This window comes from Massilia sp. UBA6681 (assembly GCF_002454935.1).
Lineage (GTDB): Bacteria > Pseudomonadota > Gammaproteobacteria > Burkholderiales > Burkholderiaceae_D > Telluria > Telluria varians.
This window is the reverse complement of record NZ_DKJX01000027.1, coordinates 111,928-126,068: the sequence shown is the minus strand read 5'-3', so window position 1 is coordinate 126,068 and position 14,141 is coordinate 111,928. Positions and strand designations below refer to the sequence as shown.

The window sequence follows — 14,141 nt, the reverse complement described above, 5'->3', positions numbered from 1 at the left end:
TCTTTTACCGTTCGGTCAAAACAGCGCCGGCGCCTGTGACAGCAGGTACAGGGTGACGCCGATCAGGCCACCGACGATGGTGCCGTTGATGCGAATGTACTGCAAGTCCTTGCCGATGTTGAGTTCGATTTGCTCGGACATCTCGCGATCGTCCCACTGTTTCACCGTATCGGCGATGTGGCGCGTCAGGAAGCCTGCGAACTCGGGGGCGACGCCGCGCGCGGCCGATTCCAGGTTCTCGCTCAGGGAAGCACGCAGCTGCGAGTCTTCGGCCAGCACCTTGCCGACCCAGGCGCCGGTCGCCACCAAGCGGCGGCGCAGGCTCGAATCCTCGCTCTGCAGGTCCTGCTTGACCCAGCCCTTCAAGTCGCCCCACAGGGTGGCGAGGTAGCCGTTCAGCGTCTCGTCGCCCAGCAGGTAGGCCTTGATCTCGTCCGCCTTGCCGGCGAAGGACGGGTCGGCCTTCAGGCGCTCGATGAACTCCTGGGTAAACCTGTCGAAACGCTCGCGCAAGGGGTGGGACGGATCGGCTGCTACCTTGTTGAGGATGCCGGAGGCGAGCCGGACGGCCAGGCCAGCGCCCTTGCGTCCGATCAGCTCGGACGGCAGCATGCTTTCGATGAAGGCATAGTCTTCCTTGAGCCAGTCGACGATGCCCTGCGAGATCGTGGCCTGGGTGTCGGCGTTGTCGAGCAGGCGCGCCAGCTGGGTGATGCCTTCGTTGAGCAGTTCCTGGTGGCGCCCGTCGCGCGTCAGGCTCTCGAGGATGGTGCCGGCCGACTTCGACAGGTCGACGCTGTTCACCATGGCGTGCACGGCGCGCCGGATGAAACCCTGGACCGCGCTGTCCTCGATGAAGTCGAGCAGCCAGACGCCCACCCGCACCAGGTGCTGGCCCAGCAGCTCGGTATTGGCGGGCTTGACCAGCCAGTCGGCCACCTTCTGCACCGGGTCGTGGCGCTGGATCAGCCTGACGATCGATTCGGTGTCGAGGAATTTCTCGTGTACGAAGCGCCCCAGGTTATCGGCGATGCGCTCCTTGTTCTTCGGGATGATCTCGGTGTGGCGCGAGACGATCGGGATCGGCACGCGCTTGAACAGGGCCACCACCGCGAACCAGTCGGCCAGGGCGCCGACCATGGCGGCTTCGGAAAAGGCGCGCAGCAGGCCGGTCCACCAGTTCTGGGGAAGGAACAGGGTCAGCACGAACAGCAAGGCCGCGCCCGCGAAAAACGCGAGCGCGAGCATTTTCGATCGCCGCAGTTCGGCTTCTTTCGTCATAGGCTCCGGGGTCATGCCGTCCACCCCACGAATGCTATATGACTTCGCCCTTTCTCAGCGCTTCGATTGACTGTTGAGTGAAACCCCAGTCCGCCAGGATCGCCTCGCTATCCGCCCCCGGGCTGCTCGGCGCGCCGGGGGTGGCAGTTGCCGTGCGGCTGAAGCGCGGCGCCGGCGCCGGCTGGGTGACGCCGTCGATTTCCACGAAGGTGCCGCGCGCCGCGTTGTGCGGGTGGCGCGGCGCCTCGATCAGGTCGAGCACGGGCGCGAAGCATACCTCGGTGCCCTCAAGCAGGCGGCACCATTCGTCGCGCGTCTTCGTGAGGAACAGCTCCGCGAAACGCTCCTGCAGCTCGGGCCAGTGCGCCTTGTTCCAGCGCCTGGTGAACAGCGGATCGACCTGGCCGGTGAGTTTCAACAGGGTGGCAAAGAACTGCGGCTCGATGGCGCCGATCGAGATGAACTTGCCGTCGGCGCAGGCATAGGTGTCGTAGAACGGGGCGCCCCCATCGAGCAGGTTGCCTTCGCGCTGGCCGCTCCAGCTGCCTGCGCTGCGCAGGCCGTACATCATGGCGCCGAGCAGCGCCGCGCCGTCGGTCATGGCGGCATCCACCACCTGGCCCTGCCCCGACTTGCGCGCCTCCAGCACCGCGCAGACGACCCCGAAGGCCAGCATCATGCCGCCGCCCCCGAAGTCGCCCACCAGGTTCAGCGGCGGCGGCGGTGGGCTGTCGGCCCGCCCGGTCGAGTACAGCATGCCGGACAGGGCGACGTAATTGATGTCGTGCCCCGCCGCCTGCGCCAGCGGCCCGGCCTGGCCCCAGCCGGTGACGCGCCCATACACCAGCTTCGGGTTGCGCTCCAGGCAGTCGTCCGGGCCCAGCCCGAGGCGCTCCATCACGCCCGGCCGGAAGCCTTCCAGCAGCACGTCGGCCCGTTCGATCAGCTTCATCGCCGCGCAGCGCCCGGCCGCATTCTTGAGGTCGAGCGCCAGCGAGCGGCGCCCGCGCGCCATCACGTCGTGGCGCGTGCCCAGCACCGGGTAGGGGGTGTCCGCGCCGGGACTGGCCTTGCGGTCGATGCGGATCACCTCCGCCCCCATGTCCGCCAGCATCATCGCGGCGAACGGGCATGGGCCGATGCCCACCATCTCGACGACCCGCACTCCTGACAATGGTCCCGTCATGTTTTCAAGCTCCTTCAGAGAGAACGGGCAATGATTTCCTTCATGATCTCGTTGGCGCCGCCATAGATGCGCTGGACCCTGGCGTCCACGTACATCTGGGCGATCGGGTATTCCAGCATGTAGCCGTAGCCGCCGAACAGCTGCACGCACTGGTCCACCACCTTGCACTGCAGGTCCGAGATCCAGTATTTCGCCATCGAGGCGCGCACGGTGTCCATGCGCCCGGCCAGCATGTCCTCGATGCAGCGGTCGATGAAGATGCGCGCGACGGTCGCCTCGGTCTTGATCTCGGCCAGCACGAAGCGGGTGTTCTGCATCTCGATGAGAAGCTGGCCGAAGGCCTTGCGCTCGCGCGTGTGCTCCACGGTGAGCTGCAGGGCGCGCTCGATGGCGGCCACGCCGCACACCCCGAGAATGGTGCGCTCGTAGGGCAGCTCGGTCATGAGCTGGGCGAAGCCCCTGCCCTCTTCGCCGCCCAGCACGTTCGCCAAGGGGACGTGGGCCTCGTCGAAGAACAGCTCGCAGGTGTCCTGGCCCTTCTGCCCTACCTTCTCCAGGATGCGGCCGACGCGAAAGCCCGGGTTATCCCTGGTTTCCAGCAGCAGCAAGGACACGCCCTTGGCGCCGGCGCCTGGATCGGTCTTGGCCACCACCAGGATCAGGTCGGCCATGTAGCCGTTCGAGATGAAGGTCTTGGAGCCGCTCACGCGGTAGCCATCGGGGCCGCGCACGGCCGTGGTCCGGATGCCTTTCAGGTCCGAGCCTGCGCCCGGCTCGCTCATGGCGATCGCCGCGATCATCTCGCCGCTGGCCAGGCGCGGCAGGTATGTCCGTTTCTGCTCCTCGGTGCCCTGGTTCAGCAGGTAGTGCGCGACGATGGCGTGGACGTGGATGCCGAAGGCCGTATCGCCGCCATAGGACAGCTCTTCGAACACCACCGCCATGTGGGCGAAGCTGCCGCCGGCGCCGCCGTATTCTTCCGGGATGTCGGCCAGCAGCAGGCCCATCTCGCCGGCCTTGCGCCACAACTCGCGGTCGACGTGCTGCTGCTCCCGCCATTTCTGCTGGTGCGGCGTGATCTCGCCCGCCACGAAGCGGCGCACGGCGTCGCGAAAGGCGGACAGCTCCTCGTTCATCCAGGGGGAGGTCGATTCCATGCGCCCCCCTCAGCCGTTGCGGTACATGGTGACGACGCAGGCGCCGCCCAGGCCCAGGTTGTGCTGCAGCGCCACGCGCGCGCCTTCGACCTGGCGCGCCTGTGCGCTGCCGCGCAGCTGGTGGGTCAGCTCGTAGCACTGGGCCAGGCCGGTGGCGCCCAGCGGATGGCCTTTCGAGAGCAGGCCGCCGGAAGGATTGGTGACGACCCGCCCGCCATAGGTGTTGTCGCCCTCGCGGATGAACTTGTCGGCGCCGCCTTCCGGGCACAGGCCCAGGGCTTCGTAGGTGATCAGTTCGTTGTGCGCGAAGCAGTCGTGCAGCTCGACCACATCGAGGTCTTCCGGGCCCAGGCCGGACTGCTCGTAGACGTTCTGCGCGGCGGCGCGGCTCATATCGTAGCCGACCAGGCGCATCATGTCGCCGGCCTCGAAGGTGTTGGGGCGGTCGGTGGTCATGGCCTGCGCGGCGATGTGGACGTCGTGGCGCAGGCCGTGGCGCAGCGCGAATTCGCCCGACACCAGGAGCGCCGCCGCGGCGCCGCAGGTCGGCGGGCAGGCCATCAGGCGCGTCATCACGCCCGGCCAGATCGCGGGGGCGTCCAGCACGTCCTGGGCGGTGACTTCCTTGCGCAGCAGCGCCAGCGGATTGTTCACGGCATGGCGGCTGGCCTTGGCGCGGATGCGGGCGAAGGCTTCGAGCGGCGTGCCGTACTTGTCCATGTGCGCCAGGCCCGCGCCGCCGAAGTAGCGCAGCGCCAGCGGGATTTCCGGCTTGCCGACCAGGCGGTCGGTGACCTCGTCGAAGGCGTCGAAGGGCGTCGGGCGGTCGGTGAAGACCGAGCCGAGGGCGCCGGGGCTCATCTGCTCGAAGCCGAGCACCAGCACGCACTCGGCGGCGCCGCTGGCGATCGCCTGGCGTCCGAGGAACAGCGCGGTCGAGCCGGTCGAGCAGTTGTTGTTGACGTTGACGATGGGGATGCCGCTCATGCCGACCGCGTACAGGGCCTTCTGGCCGCTGGTCGAGTCGCCGTAGACGTAGCCCGCATAGGCCTGCTCCACCTGGTCGTACACGACGCCGGCATCCTCCAGCGCGGCGCGCGCCGCCTGCGCGCCCATCTCGTGGTAGGGGCTGCTCGCGCCCGGCTTGGCGAAGGGAATCATCCCGACGCCGCTCACATAAACTTTTCGCATTCCGTCTCCGTACTCTTGATTAGGTCGAGCGACCTACTATTGATCGATTATAGGTCAGTCGTACCATTAACGGTATGCCTCTGCGATAATCGTGCGATGCCTCCCATTTCCGACGATTCGATCGATAACGCCTTGCGCAACAAGGCCTCCACCACGACCGAAAAGGGCTTCGGACGCGCGGTCGAGATCCTGCTGGTGGCGCGCCGCCTGCTGGCCGCCGAGGGCTATGCCGGGCTGACGATGCGGCGCGTGGCCCAGGAAGCCGGCATGAGCCTGTCGAACCTCCAGCATTACTACGGCAGCAAGGAGCAGCTGCTCGAAGCCCTGCTCCTGACCACGATGGACGAGTTCCAGGCCAAGATGGACCGGATCGCGGTGGCGATGGCCGGCCGGCCGCAGGTGGAGCGCTTCCTCACCACGGTCGACATGTTCCTCGACGAGATCACCAAGCCCACCATGCATGCGATCTTCTTCGAGATCTGGGCGCTGGCTTCGCGCCATCCGTTCGCGTCCAGCCTGATGGGCAAGATGATGGGGCGCGAGCGCAAGGCGGTGTATGGCCTGATCCAGGGCCTGAACCCGGCCATCACCGAGGAGCAGTACATGGAACGCGCGGTGCTGGTCGTGGCCCAGATCCAGGGGCTGATGCTGTTCCGGCTGGACCGCGTGGCGTGTCCGGAGCAGTACGCCGCGGTGCGTGCATCCCTGCACAAAGTGCTGCTATCGCTCGCAAGCGTGCCGTGATTTGCTGCCAACTGGCGCAAACTCGGCCGTAAAAAATACCGCTGAGCGACCCTCCGTCGCGTATACTGGAAGGCTTGTCAACCTGCCACGGAGGCCGCACGGATGCACCATGAACTCAGTCTGATCACCACCATTGCAGCCGCGCTGGGCTTCGGCCTTCTGTTCGGCATGCTCGCCATACGCCTGAAACTGCCTGCGCTGGTCGGCTACCTCGCCGCCGGCGTCCTGATCGGCCCCGCCACACCGGGCTTCGTCGCGGACGTAGCGCTGGCTTCCCAATTGGCGGAGATCGGGGTGATGCTGCTGATGTTCGGCGTGGGCCTGCACTTCTCGCTGGGCGACCTGCTCGACGTGAAGAAGATCGCCCTGCCCGGCGCGCTGCTGCAGATCGGCGTGGCCACGGCGATGGGCATCGGCCTGAGCTACTTTTGGGGCTGGGGCCTGGGTGCGGGACTGGTGTTCGGCCTGGCGCTGTCGGTGGCCAGTACCGTGGTGCTGCTGCGCGCCTTGGAGGCGCGCGGCGTGCTCGATTCCATGAACGGCCGCATCGCGGTGGGCTGGCTGGTGGTCGAAGACCTGGTGATGGTGCTGGTGCTGGTGATGCTGCCGGCACTCAGCGGTCCGCTGGGCGGCCGCGGCGACGCCGGCGCCGAGCTGTGGCCGGCGCTGGGCAAGACCCTGCTGCAGGTCGGCGCCTTCGTCGCCTTCATGCTGGTGATTGGCCGTAAGGTCTTCCCGTGGTTCCTGTGGCGGGTCGCCAAGACCAATTCGCGCGAGCTGTTCACGCTGTCCGTGATCGCCGCGGCGGTCGGCATCGCCTTCGCCTCGTCGGCGCTGTTCGGCGTGTCGTTCGCGCTGGGCGCCTTCTTCGCGGGCATGGTGCTGCGCGAGTCCGAGCTGAGCCACCGCGCGGCGGAAGAATCACTGCCGCTGCGCGACGCCTTCTCGGTGCTGTTCTTCGTCTCGGTCGGCATGCTGTTCGACCCGATGGTGCTGGTGCAGTATCCGCTGGAGGTGCTGGCGACCGTGGCAATCATCCTGTTCGGCAAATCGATCGCCGCCTTCGTGCTGGTGCTGGCGCTGCGCTATCCGATCAACACTGCCGTCACGGTATCGGCCTCTTTGGCCCAGATCGGCGAATTCTCCTTCATCCTGGCGGCGCTGGGCATGCAGCTCGAACTGCTCCCCAGCCTGGGCCAGAACCTGATCCTGGCCGGCGCCATCATCTCGATCGCCGTCAATCCGCTGATGTTCAGCCTGGCCGCGCCGCTGGAGAAGTGGCTCCAATCCAAGCCGGAGCTGGCGCGCAAGCTGGAGCGTCCAGCCGACCCGCTGGCCGAGCTGCCGATGGAGACCGAGCGCGAGAAGCTGAGCGGCCAGGTGGTGCTGGTGGGCTTCGGTCGCGTCGGCCGCCGCATTGCGGACGACCTGGTGGCGCGCGGCGTGCACTTCGTGGTGGCGGAGCAGAACCGCGAGGTCGTCGAGCAACTGCGCGGGCGCGGCATCCCGGCGGTGGCCGGCAATGCCGCCGAGCCGGCGGTGCTGATCCAGGCCCACATCACGCATGCGGCCCTGTTGGTGATTGCGACGCCCGACACCTTCCACGTTCGCCGGATGGTGGAGATCGCGCGCATGCTCAACCCCTCGGTCAAGGTGGTGGTGCGCTCGCATAACGAGGGCGAGGCGGCGCTGCTGCGCGAGGAAACCGGCGGCAAGGTGTTCGTCGGCGAGCAGGAGCTGGCGGCCAGCATGACGCGGCATGTGATGGAGACGCTCAAGGAGCGGGCGGCGGCGCATTGAAGTGTAGGCCGGGCGGCAATATCGAAGTCCGGACTCTGCCCCTCCTTATCTCCACCACCGTCATGCGCGCCACTGGCGCCCATGACTCCCGGCGCAGGCCGAAATGATGCCACTGGCATCATTTCGTCCAATTTCCTCCGCAGTCCACTACTGCTTGCGTTCACCGGCCAACGTGACGCAAGGAACTTGGGCCCCGGCCTTCGCCGGGGCGACGGTCTTTAGGCTGGTGGTTTCAACAAGGTCGCTACCGGATCTCAGCCATAAAAAAACCCGCCGGGCTTGCGCACGGCGGGTCGAAGAACAGCAAGGAAAAATCGTTGTAAGACTCAAGCGGCAACCACCTCTTCCACGCACAGCTTGAGGTTGGCATGGCGGCCGTGCAGCTGCGAGTGGATCAGCTCGCTGCGCTCTTCGAGCAGCGCGAACACCGCATCCTTCGAGAGCACATACTCTTCCATCAGGGTGTCCTTGAGCGACTCGATCACCAGCTTGTAGTCGCGGATCGCGTTCAGGGTGTAGCTGTAGAGCTCGTCGGCCTTTTCTTCCACCAGGCGCAGCGTGTGCTCGCCGCCCATGTCCTTCTGCAGCTGCGAATAGTCCAGCTTCGAGCGCGAGTACATCGACAGGCGGCCGACCATCAGGTTCAGCATCTTGGTGATCTTCTCGATGTCGTTCTGGCTGCCCACCGAGATGCCGCGCGGGCCGTAGAACAGCTCTTCCGCCGCCACGCCGCCGTACAGGCCGATCACGTCGCGCTCCAGCTCTTCCAGGGTGCGCAGCGACATGTCCTGGCCCGACTGCAGCACGTAGCCCAGCGCGCCGATCTTCGACACCGCTTCGGTGCTGATCTTCAGCAGGTGCGACTTTTCCTTCACTTCGGCCAGGCTCATGCCGGCGCGCAGGTAGGGGTCGATCTGCATGAAGAAGTGACCCAGTTCGTGCAGGGCGATGCGCTCGCGCTGCTTGGTCTTCTCGGCCGTGGTCGCGCGGTCGGTCAGGCCGATGGTGGCGCGCTCGTAGGCACGGAACAGCAGGTTGGTGTTGATGATCGCCTTTTCCTGGATCGACAGCATCGAAGCACGCTCGACCACGGTTTCCAGCAGCGCCGGGCTCAGGTTCTGGGTGATTTCCGCCACCTGGTCCAGGTTGGTGTCGGTCCAGTCGACCAGGCCGTCCTTCTTGCGTGCCAGGAAGCTGCGCAGGAGTTCCTTGCGCTCGCCCTTGTTCGGCAGGCGGAAGTTGATCTTGACCGAGAAGCGGCGCAGCATCGCTTCGTCCATCTCGGTGTTCGAGTCGTCGAAGTTCGAGGCGACCACCCAGATCACGCCCTGGCCCTTGTCGCTCTTCACGCCGTCCAGCAGGCCCAGCAGGGTGTTGGCGGTGTCGTCTTCCCACTTCTTTTCGCTGCGGCCGCGCGGCATGAACAGGGTCTGGGCCTCATCCAGGAAGATGATGCACTTGCCCTTGGCGCAGGCCTTCTTGTACAGCGCGTTCAGCGCCTTCGAACCGCCGCCCACGTAGCCCGACTCCAGCGCCGAACCCGAGGCCGAGATCAGCGGCAGGTCCAGGCGCTTGGCCAGGTAGCCGACCAGCTTGGTCTTGCCGGTGCCGGCCGGACCGGTCAGCATCACGTTGAAGGGCTTGTCGATGTTGTGCGACTGGTATTCGTCGCGGTTGCGGATCATGTCTTCCAGGTGCAGGACTTCCTGCTTGATGTCGTCCATGCCGATCAGGTCGTCCATGCTGCCCTTGAGCTTGTCCGGGGTGATGACCGAGGCGCTCATGCCCATGCCGGGCACGCCGAACTTGAGCAGGTACAGCACCAGCAGCAGCACGCCGATGGTCAGGCCATAGTTCTTCAGGAAGGTGCCGGCAGTGTCGAGAGCGGTGGCGCCGTCGTCCATCACGGCCTTGTGGCTGGCCAGGTAGTCGTCCTTGGCGATCGAGTACGGGATCGCGTTCTTCAGCAGCACCTCGCGCTCGAGCGACAGGTGCGAGGTGCTCGGCACCTTGACCACGTGGATCGCCTCGGCGTCCTTGAACTTGTAGACGTAGCGCGGCGACTCCGACAGCGGCTTGGCGATCAGGAGGTATTCCAGGCGGCCCTTGTGCGCGGCCAGTTCGGTGATCTCGGCAATATTTTGCGACTGCACCACCGGATTCGGATCCTGCGGCACGTTCGATTTCCAGATTGCCACTGCCGCAATTACACCGAGCAGCACTGCCAGCGAAATGCGGACGTACACGCTCTTGAATGCGTTCTTGAAAGCAACCTGAAGTTGGGCGAAATTCGGCATCGTTTGATCTTTAAGCAAAGTTGACGGACAGCGGTGCTTCTAGGGTGCCGTGCCGGCGTTGGTCTCTCGCGGGATCGGCGTGCGGCGCGTGGTGGCCGCTTTAGGCATTACATGCCGTGTCCAAACGTGTTCGTTTGGTATTGTTTTGATGCCCGAAGGCAATGGGATAAGGAGACTATACCTGTAAAAAAAACCGAGGTGTATACGGTGCGATGAAAAAAATCGCGATCGCAACGATAGTAAGTAAATTAATAATGAAATTTATTAGCAGATTATCAGTAAAAATTATCGAACTTTTAAATAAAGGCGATTTCTTTGCTAAAACGACATGCCATTCCGAGCATCCGCTTGCAATAATGTCAGGATGCCTGCGAGGCTAATCTGCGACAACAGGATTTCTTTGATTGATCGCAACATGCACTCATCTTTCATCAAACTGATGACTTCTTTGTGCAAACAGCAATTCAATTGAGCGCAGCAATTTGCCCGCTTTTGATATGCTGATTTCACCCGAGTGCCGTGATGCGACCTGTTATATATGGGGCTGTCTCAGCCGGAAGCAAGTCGCAATGGGGGCAAGACCGGGCAAGAACATCAGTATCAGCAAGCGAGCAACATCAAGAGGAACGGCTATGAATAGATACGCATTGGCAGCAGCACTGGCGATCTGCCTCGGCAGTCCCGCGCAAGCTGCCCTGATCGACCTCTCTACCAGCAACCAGGCCGTGGCGCGCGTACAGCAACCGGTACGCAACCTGGCGGTCACCCAGCGCCAGGACGTGGTGGCGCCGCCGGCGAACATGTCGGAGCTGCCCGAACCGGAAGTGTTCGCGATGATGTTGCTGGGGCTGATCCTGATCGGCTACAAGGCGGGGCGCGACAGCAGCGAGAAGTTCAAGTAGCCACCGGGGCCTGAACTAGCGCCGTGGTCCACATCGCTGGACTGGGCGCTCAGGCGTCATCGCACAGGGCCTGCAGTTTCAGCAGCGTGTTCCAGTTACGGGATGTGGTGCCGTCCCCAAGAAGTTTCCCAAGAGACGTAGCCGCAGCGCTAAGCAACATCCCTTCCGGACACCAGACATAGGCCGCGCGCTCACCCAGCGCGAGCCGCTCGCAGCCCCAGTCGCGGCTGTCGAGCGCAGCCAGCTTGTCGCGCTGCACGGCCGCACCCAGCAGAAAGACGATCAGGCGCGCGTGGTCGGTCGCCACATCGAGCAGCGGGTTGCCGTCGATGAGCGCGCCCAGTTCCTCGCGGCCGAGCACGAACACACGCGCGGCCACGCCGAGCCTGAGCACCAGCGCTTCCTCGATCGCCGCGGCGGCTTCCTGCGCCGTGACGCCTTCGGCCCGGAACACGAGGTTGCCGCTGTTGAGCAGGCTGCGCACGCCGGTATAGCCCACGCCCTCGACCAGCGTGCGCAGGTCGGCCATGGCAATGCGCTTGGCGCGTCCGACGTTAATTCCTCGCAAGAATGCGATGTAGCAGGAGCTGTTCATGGGCGCGATCCTACCCGAGGCGATCCCGGCGTGGCGCAGTGCTCGACCTTTGACGGACTCAGGCGAGGCCTTCGGCGCGCAGCGCTTCCTGCACGGCCGGGATGGCCCCGATTCTGGCCTGATAGGCCTGCAGGGCCGGCCAGTCGTCCAGGCCGAACTTGGCGAACTGCGCCCAGTTCAGCACCGTGAACAGGTAGGCGTCGGCGATACTGAACCCGCTGTCCATCAGGAAATCGCGGCTTGCCAGCTTGCCGGCCAGGTAATCGAGCGGACGCGCCAGCGCAGCCCACGCCGCGGCACGGCCCTCTTCGGTACAGCCCGGCGTAAACAGCGGCGTGAAGCGCTTGTGCACTTCGGTGGCGATATAGTTGAGCCATTCCATGACCTGGTAGCGCTCGAAGGTCCCGTAGGCCGGGGCCAGGTTCGCGCCAGGTGCCTGGTCGGCGACGTACTGCAGAAGGACCGCGGCTTCGGTCAGCACCCTGCCGTCGTCCAGCTGCAGGGCCGGCAGCGCGCCCTTGTCGTTGATCTCACGGTAGTCGCCGCCGCTGGCGATGGCCTTGGTCTTCATGTTCACGCGCTCGACCGAAAACGGCAGGCCGGCAGCGATCAGCGCGATGTGCGGCGCCAGCGAACACACGCCTGGACTGATATAGAGCTTCATCGTTTTCCTTTCATGATGGGGGCGACACGGTCGCGAATTGCAAGCGTACAACAATTCTCAATAGCCGCTGCGGGAATGCCACAAAGCTGTGCCAGGCCGGGTGGCGCGCCCCACCCCGGTGTTAAGATCATCCAAATTATTGGAAGCAGGAAAGAAACAGGAGAAAGAATGAGCGATAGCTACGAACTGGTGCCGCTGGCGCACCTGTATCCGGGCATGGTGCTCGCCGATGCGCTGCTCGATGCGCATGGGAACGTGCTGCTGGCCGAAGGCGCGGTGCTGGGCGAGGCGACCATCCTGTCGCTGTCCCGGCATGGCGTCGGCGCGGCCCCGATCCGCCGCGCCATCCCCCTGGACCAGCCCGACCCGGGCGCGGTGCAGGCGCGCCTGGACCATCTGTTCCGCCGCAACGAGCGCGACGACCATGCGGACTGGGCTACCGGCCTGCTGCGCCGCTACGTCGAGGATTACCGCCTGCGGGGCGAGGTGGCGCCATGAACGCCCATCTTGAACAGGGCGGCGGGATCGACTGCGCGGACATCCTGGGCGGCGTCGAGGACCTGCCCTCGCTGCCGGCCGTGGTCATGGAGCTGCTCGGCAGCCTCGACCAGGAAGACCTCGACATCGCCGTGCTGGCGAAGAAGGTATCGAACGACCCGGCACTGACGGCCAAGACCCTGCGCCTGGCCAACTCCTCGGCCTTCGGCCTGCAGGTGAAGGCGACCACGATCCAGCAGGCCATGACCTACCTCGGCTTCGAGGCCACGCGCAACCTGATCACGACGGCAGCCCTGACCGGCTGCTTCCCGGCCGGGCGCTGCCCGGGCTTCAACGACAAGGCCTTCTGGCGCCATTCGATCGCCACCGCCGCCTGCGCCCGTGCGCTGGCGCGCCGGGTTCGCTTCAATGCGGACTACGCCTTCACCGCCGGCCTGCTGCACGACATCGGGCGGCTGGTGCTGGTGTCGCGCTTCCCCGAGCGCTACCAGGCGGTGCTGTCGCTGCGCGACAAGCTTGACGGCGAACTGATCGATGCCGAACGCGCCCTGCTGGGGGTGGACCACGTCGACGCCGGCGTGGCGCTGGCGGCGCACTGGAATTTCTCGGACACCATGCGCCAGGCGATCGCCTACCACCACGCGCCGGAGGCGGCCGGCGCCGGTTTCCTGGCGACGATCGTGCACGTGGCAAGCGCGGTCGTGCATGCGCTGGACCTGGCCGGAAATCCGGACGAGCTGGTGCCGCGCGTGTCCTCGGTGGCCTGGACGGCGCTGGGCATGGCGGAAGAAGCGTGGCTGCAGGTCTTCCATGAAACCGAACTGCAGTACGAGGAGATGTCGGCCATCCTGATGGCCTGACGGAAACGGGAATAGCGCAGATGGGCTGCGCGAAAGCCGGCCGAACCGGCGCGGCACAACGCTCAGGGCGCGGTGCCGCAGCCCGCTGGCACCGAAGGCATGACAGGCGCGGCCGTCATGCCCACGGCATCAGTGAGCATAATTGCCGGTCGACGGATTTGCTTCGTTACCTTGCTGCTGTTGCTGAGGTTGCTGCTGTTGCTGCTGGGCTGCCGCTGCGGCGGCTGCCTGGGCTGCCTTCTCTTCTGGCTTCGGGCGGCCTTGTGCGTCCGAGAGGCGATACTTGGTGCGGCGGTCGCCCATCAGGTCGCGCAGGTCACGGATGCTCATGCCGGTCACTTCGTGCATGCGGATCAGCAGCGAAGCGCCGACCGGCAGGCGGTGGTGACGGATTTTGCTGATGACTGGCGGCGCAACTTCGAGCATGCGCGACAGCGCGGCGTCATTCTTCAGCTGCATTTTACCGAGCAGGATGTCCAGCAGATGGTTCGGGTTGTAGCTTTCCTGCGAAGACAGAGCATGATGCTGTTGTGCCATGATATTTACCTCTTCAGTTTGGTTAAAATAGTTCCTTTACGAACTTTTGTTAAAGACTACTTCGTCAACATAAGTTCCCGGACTACCTTCAGGAAATTAAACAGGTCAAGCCTGAAGATCCCCTTAAAAGACATGGTCCGAATTGCATACTCCCGCGTACCCTCTCCGCATGCGCACTTGTCTTTCAAACAAATTATCAGGCTCATACGTCCACAGTACATCCGAGCGGCGCATGTGACTCATTGTCAGAAATCAAGCTATCGTGCGGAAAGCTTGTCACATAGGCATTTCAGCACATGGGGATTATTTGTGGCGCACGCAAGAGATTTCTGCAATAAATTTTCCTAGTCAGAAGTTGAGCCGAAGCTCTTGATTTACAAGAAGAAAGAATCGATTCCAACATGACCATTTTCAAGGAATCGAGGGCTT

General features: G+C 64.5%; 13 protein-coding genes. 5 read left to right on the top strand and 8 right to left on the bottom strand.

The window, feature by feature from the left end:
- Nucleotides 1-15: 15 nt before the first annotated feature.
- From B2R83_RS03600 to B2R83_RS03585, 4 genes are read right to left on the bottom strand one after another with little or no spacing between them, the layout of a single operon-like run.
- Complete coding sequence (locus tag B2R83_RS03600) at nt 16-1,281, bottom strand: DUF445 domain-containing protein (RefSeq protein ID WP_292038309.1); 1,266 nt, start codon at nt 1,279-1,281, stop codon at nt 16-18.
- Nucleotides 1,282-1,315: 34 nt separating this feature from the next.
- Nucleotides 1,316-2,467 carry a CaiB/BaiF CoA transferase family protein gene (locus B2R83_RS03595; RefSeq protein ID WP_292038308.1) on the bottom strand — a complete coding sequence of 384 codons (1,152 nt, stop codon included), beginning with the start codon at nt 2,465-2,467 and terminating at the stop codon, nt 1,316-1,318.
- Between the two features lie 14 nt (nt 2,468-2,481).
- The gene (locus tag B2R83_RS03590) at nt 2,482-3,624 is read right to left on the bottom strand and encodes an acyl-CoA dehydrogenase family protein (protein WP_292038306.1); all 1,143 of its coding nucleotides are present in this window, start codon (nt 3,622-3,624) and stop codon (nt 2,482-2,484) included.
- A 9-nt stretch (nt 3,625-3,633) separates the two neighbouring features.
- Entirely contained in the window at nt 3,634-4,815 is a 1,182-nt protein-coding gene (locus B2R83_RS03585) for a lipid-transfer protein (protein WP_292038305.1), read from the bottom strand.
- A gap of 96 nt (nt 4,816-4,911) precedes the next feature.
- On the opposite strand from B2R83_RS03585, the gene B2R83_RS03580 reads away from it, so the two are divergent.
- Together B2R83_RS03580 and ybaL are read left to right on the top strand one after the other, a co-directional pair.
- Entirely contained in the window at nt 4,912-5,559 is a 648-nt protein-coding gene (locus tag B2R83_RS03580) for a TetR/AcrR family transcriptional regulator (protein WP_292038304.1), read from the top strand.
- A 102-nt stretch (nt 5,560-5,661) separates the two neighbouring features.
- Entirely contained in the window at nt 5,662-7,359 is a 1,698-nt protein-coding gene (gene ybaL, locus B2R83_RS03575) for a YbaL family putative K(+) efflux transporter (protein ID WP_292038303.1), read from the top strand.
- A 326-nt stretch (nt 7,360-7,685) separates the two neighbouring features.
- Here the strand turns inward: ybaL and B2R83_RS03570 are convergent, their stop codons facing one another.
- Entirely contained in the window at nt 7,686-9,656 is a 1,971-nt protein-coding gene (locus tag B2R83_RS03570) for an AAA family ATPase (RefSeq protein WP_292038302.1), read from the bottom strand.
- Between the two features lie 632 nt (nt 9,657-10,288).
- On the opposite strand from B2R83_RS03570, the gene B2R83_RS03565 reads away from it, so the two are divergent.
- The gene (locus B2R83_RS03565; RefSeq protein ID WP_292038300.1) at nt 10,289-10,558 is read left to right on the top strand and encodes a hypothetical protein; all 270 of its coding nucleotides are present in this window, start codon (nt 10,289-10,291) and stop codon (nt 10,556-10,558) included.
- A gap of 49 nt (nt 10,559-10,607) precedes the next feature.
- On the opposite strand, the gene B2R83_RS03560 is transcribed toward B2R83_RS03565, so the two are convergent.
- The gene (locus B2R83_RS03560) at nt 10,608-11,153 is read right to left on the bottom strand and encodes a DUF1697 domain-containing protein (RefSeq protein WP_292038299.1); all 546 of its coding nucleotides are present in this window, start codon (nt 11,151-11,153) and stop codon (nt 10,608-10,610) included.
- Nucleotides 11,154-11,211: 58 nt separating this feature from the next.
- Nucleotides 11,212-11,817 (bottom strand): glutathione transferase GstA, encoded by a 606-nt coding sequence (gstA, locus tag B2R83_RS03555; RefSeq protein WP_292038298.1) that lies wholly within the window; start codon nt 11,815-11,817, stop codon nt 11,212-11,214.
- 168 nt (nt 11,818-11,985) lie between these two features.
- On the opposite strand from gstA, the gene B2R83_RS03550 reads away from it, so the two are divergent.
- Nucleotides 11,986-12,315: a hypothetical protein gene (locus B2R83_RS03550; protein ID WP_209587459.1), complete on the top strand. Its 330-nt coding sequence runs from the start codon at nt 11,986-11,988 to the stop codon at nt 12,313-12,315.
- Complete coding sequence (locus B2R83_RS03545) at nt 12,312-13,175, top strand: HDOD domain-containing protein (RefSeq protein WP_292038297.1); 864 nt, start codon at nt 12,312-12,314, stop codon at nt 13,173-13,175. Before B2R83_RS03550 ends, B2R83_RS03545 begins: the two co-directional genes overlap by 4 nt.
- Before the next feature lie 129 nt (nt 13,176-13,304).
- Here the strand turns inward: B2R83_RS03545 and B2R83_RS03540 are convergent, their stop codons facing one another.
- Complete coding sequence (locus tag B2R83_RS03540) at nt 13,305-13,712, bottom strand: hypothetical protein (RefSeq protein WP_036250880.1); 408 nt, start codon at nt 13,710-13,712, stop codon at nt 13,305-13,307.
- Nucleotides 13,713-14,141: the final 429 nt, after the last annotated feature.

What these genes read in the sequence shown, in the direction of transcription:
- B2R83_RS03600 (WP_292038309.1), bottom strand. Translation starts at nt 1,281, where the DNA reads ATGACGAAAGAAGCCGAACTGCGGCGATCGAAAATGCTCGCGCTCGCG.
- B2R83_RS03595 (WP_292038308.1), bottom strand. Translation starts at nt 2,467, where the DNA reads ATGACGGGACCATTGTCAGGAGTGCGGGTCGTCGAGATGGTGGGCATC.
- B2R83_RS03590 (WP_292038306.1), bottom strand. Translation starts at nt 3,624, where the DNA reads ATGGAATCGACCTCCCCCTGGATGAACGAGGAGCTGTCCGCCTTTCGC.
- B2R83_RS03585 (WP_292038305.1), bottom strand. Translation starts at nt 4,815, where the DNA reads ATGCGAAAAGTTTATGTGAGCGGCGTCGGGATGATTCCCTTCGCCAAG.
- B2R83_RS03580 (WP_292038304.1), top strand. Translation starts at nt 4,912, where the DNA reads ATGCCTCCCATTTCCGACGATTCGATCGATAACGCCTTGCGCAACAAG.
- ybaL (WP_292038303.1), top strand. Translation starts at nt 5,662, where the DNA reads ATGCACCATGAACTCAGTCTGATCACCACCATTGCAGCCGCGCTGGGC.
- B2R83_RS03570 (WP_292038302.1), bottom strand. Translation starts at nt 9,656, where the DNA reads ATGCCGAATTTCGCCCAACTTCAGGTTGCTTTCAAGAACGCATTCAAG.
- B2R83_RS03565 (WP_292038300.1), top strand. Translation starts at nt 10,289, where the DNA reads ATGAATAGATACGCATTGGCAGCAGCACTGGCGATCTGCCTCGGCAGT.
- B2R83_RS03560 (WP_292038299.1), bottom strand. Translation starts at nt 11,153, where the DNA reads ATGAACAGCTCCTGCTACATCGCATTCTTGCGAGGAATTAACGTCGGA.
- gstA (WP_292038298.1), bottom strand. Translation starts at nt 11,817, where the DNA reads ATGAAGCTCTATATCAGTCCAGGCGTGTGTTCGCTGGCGCCGCACATC.
- B2R83_RS03550 (WP_209587459.1), top strand. Translation starts at nt 11,986, where the DNA reads ATGAGCGATAGCTACGAACTGGTGCCGCTGGCGCACCTGTATCCGGGC.
- B2R83_RS03545 (WP_292038297.1), top strand. Translation starts at nt 12,312, where the DNA reads ATGAACGCCCATCTTGAACAGGGCGGCGGGATCGACTGCGCGGACATC.
- B2R83_RS03540 (WP_036250880.1), bottom strand. Translation starts at nt 13,712, where the DNA reads ATGGCACAACAGCATCATGCTCTGTCTTCGCAGGAAAGCTACAACCCG.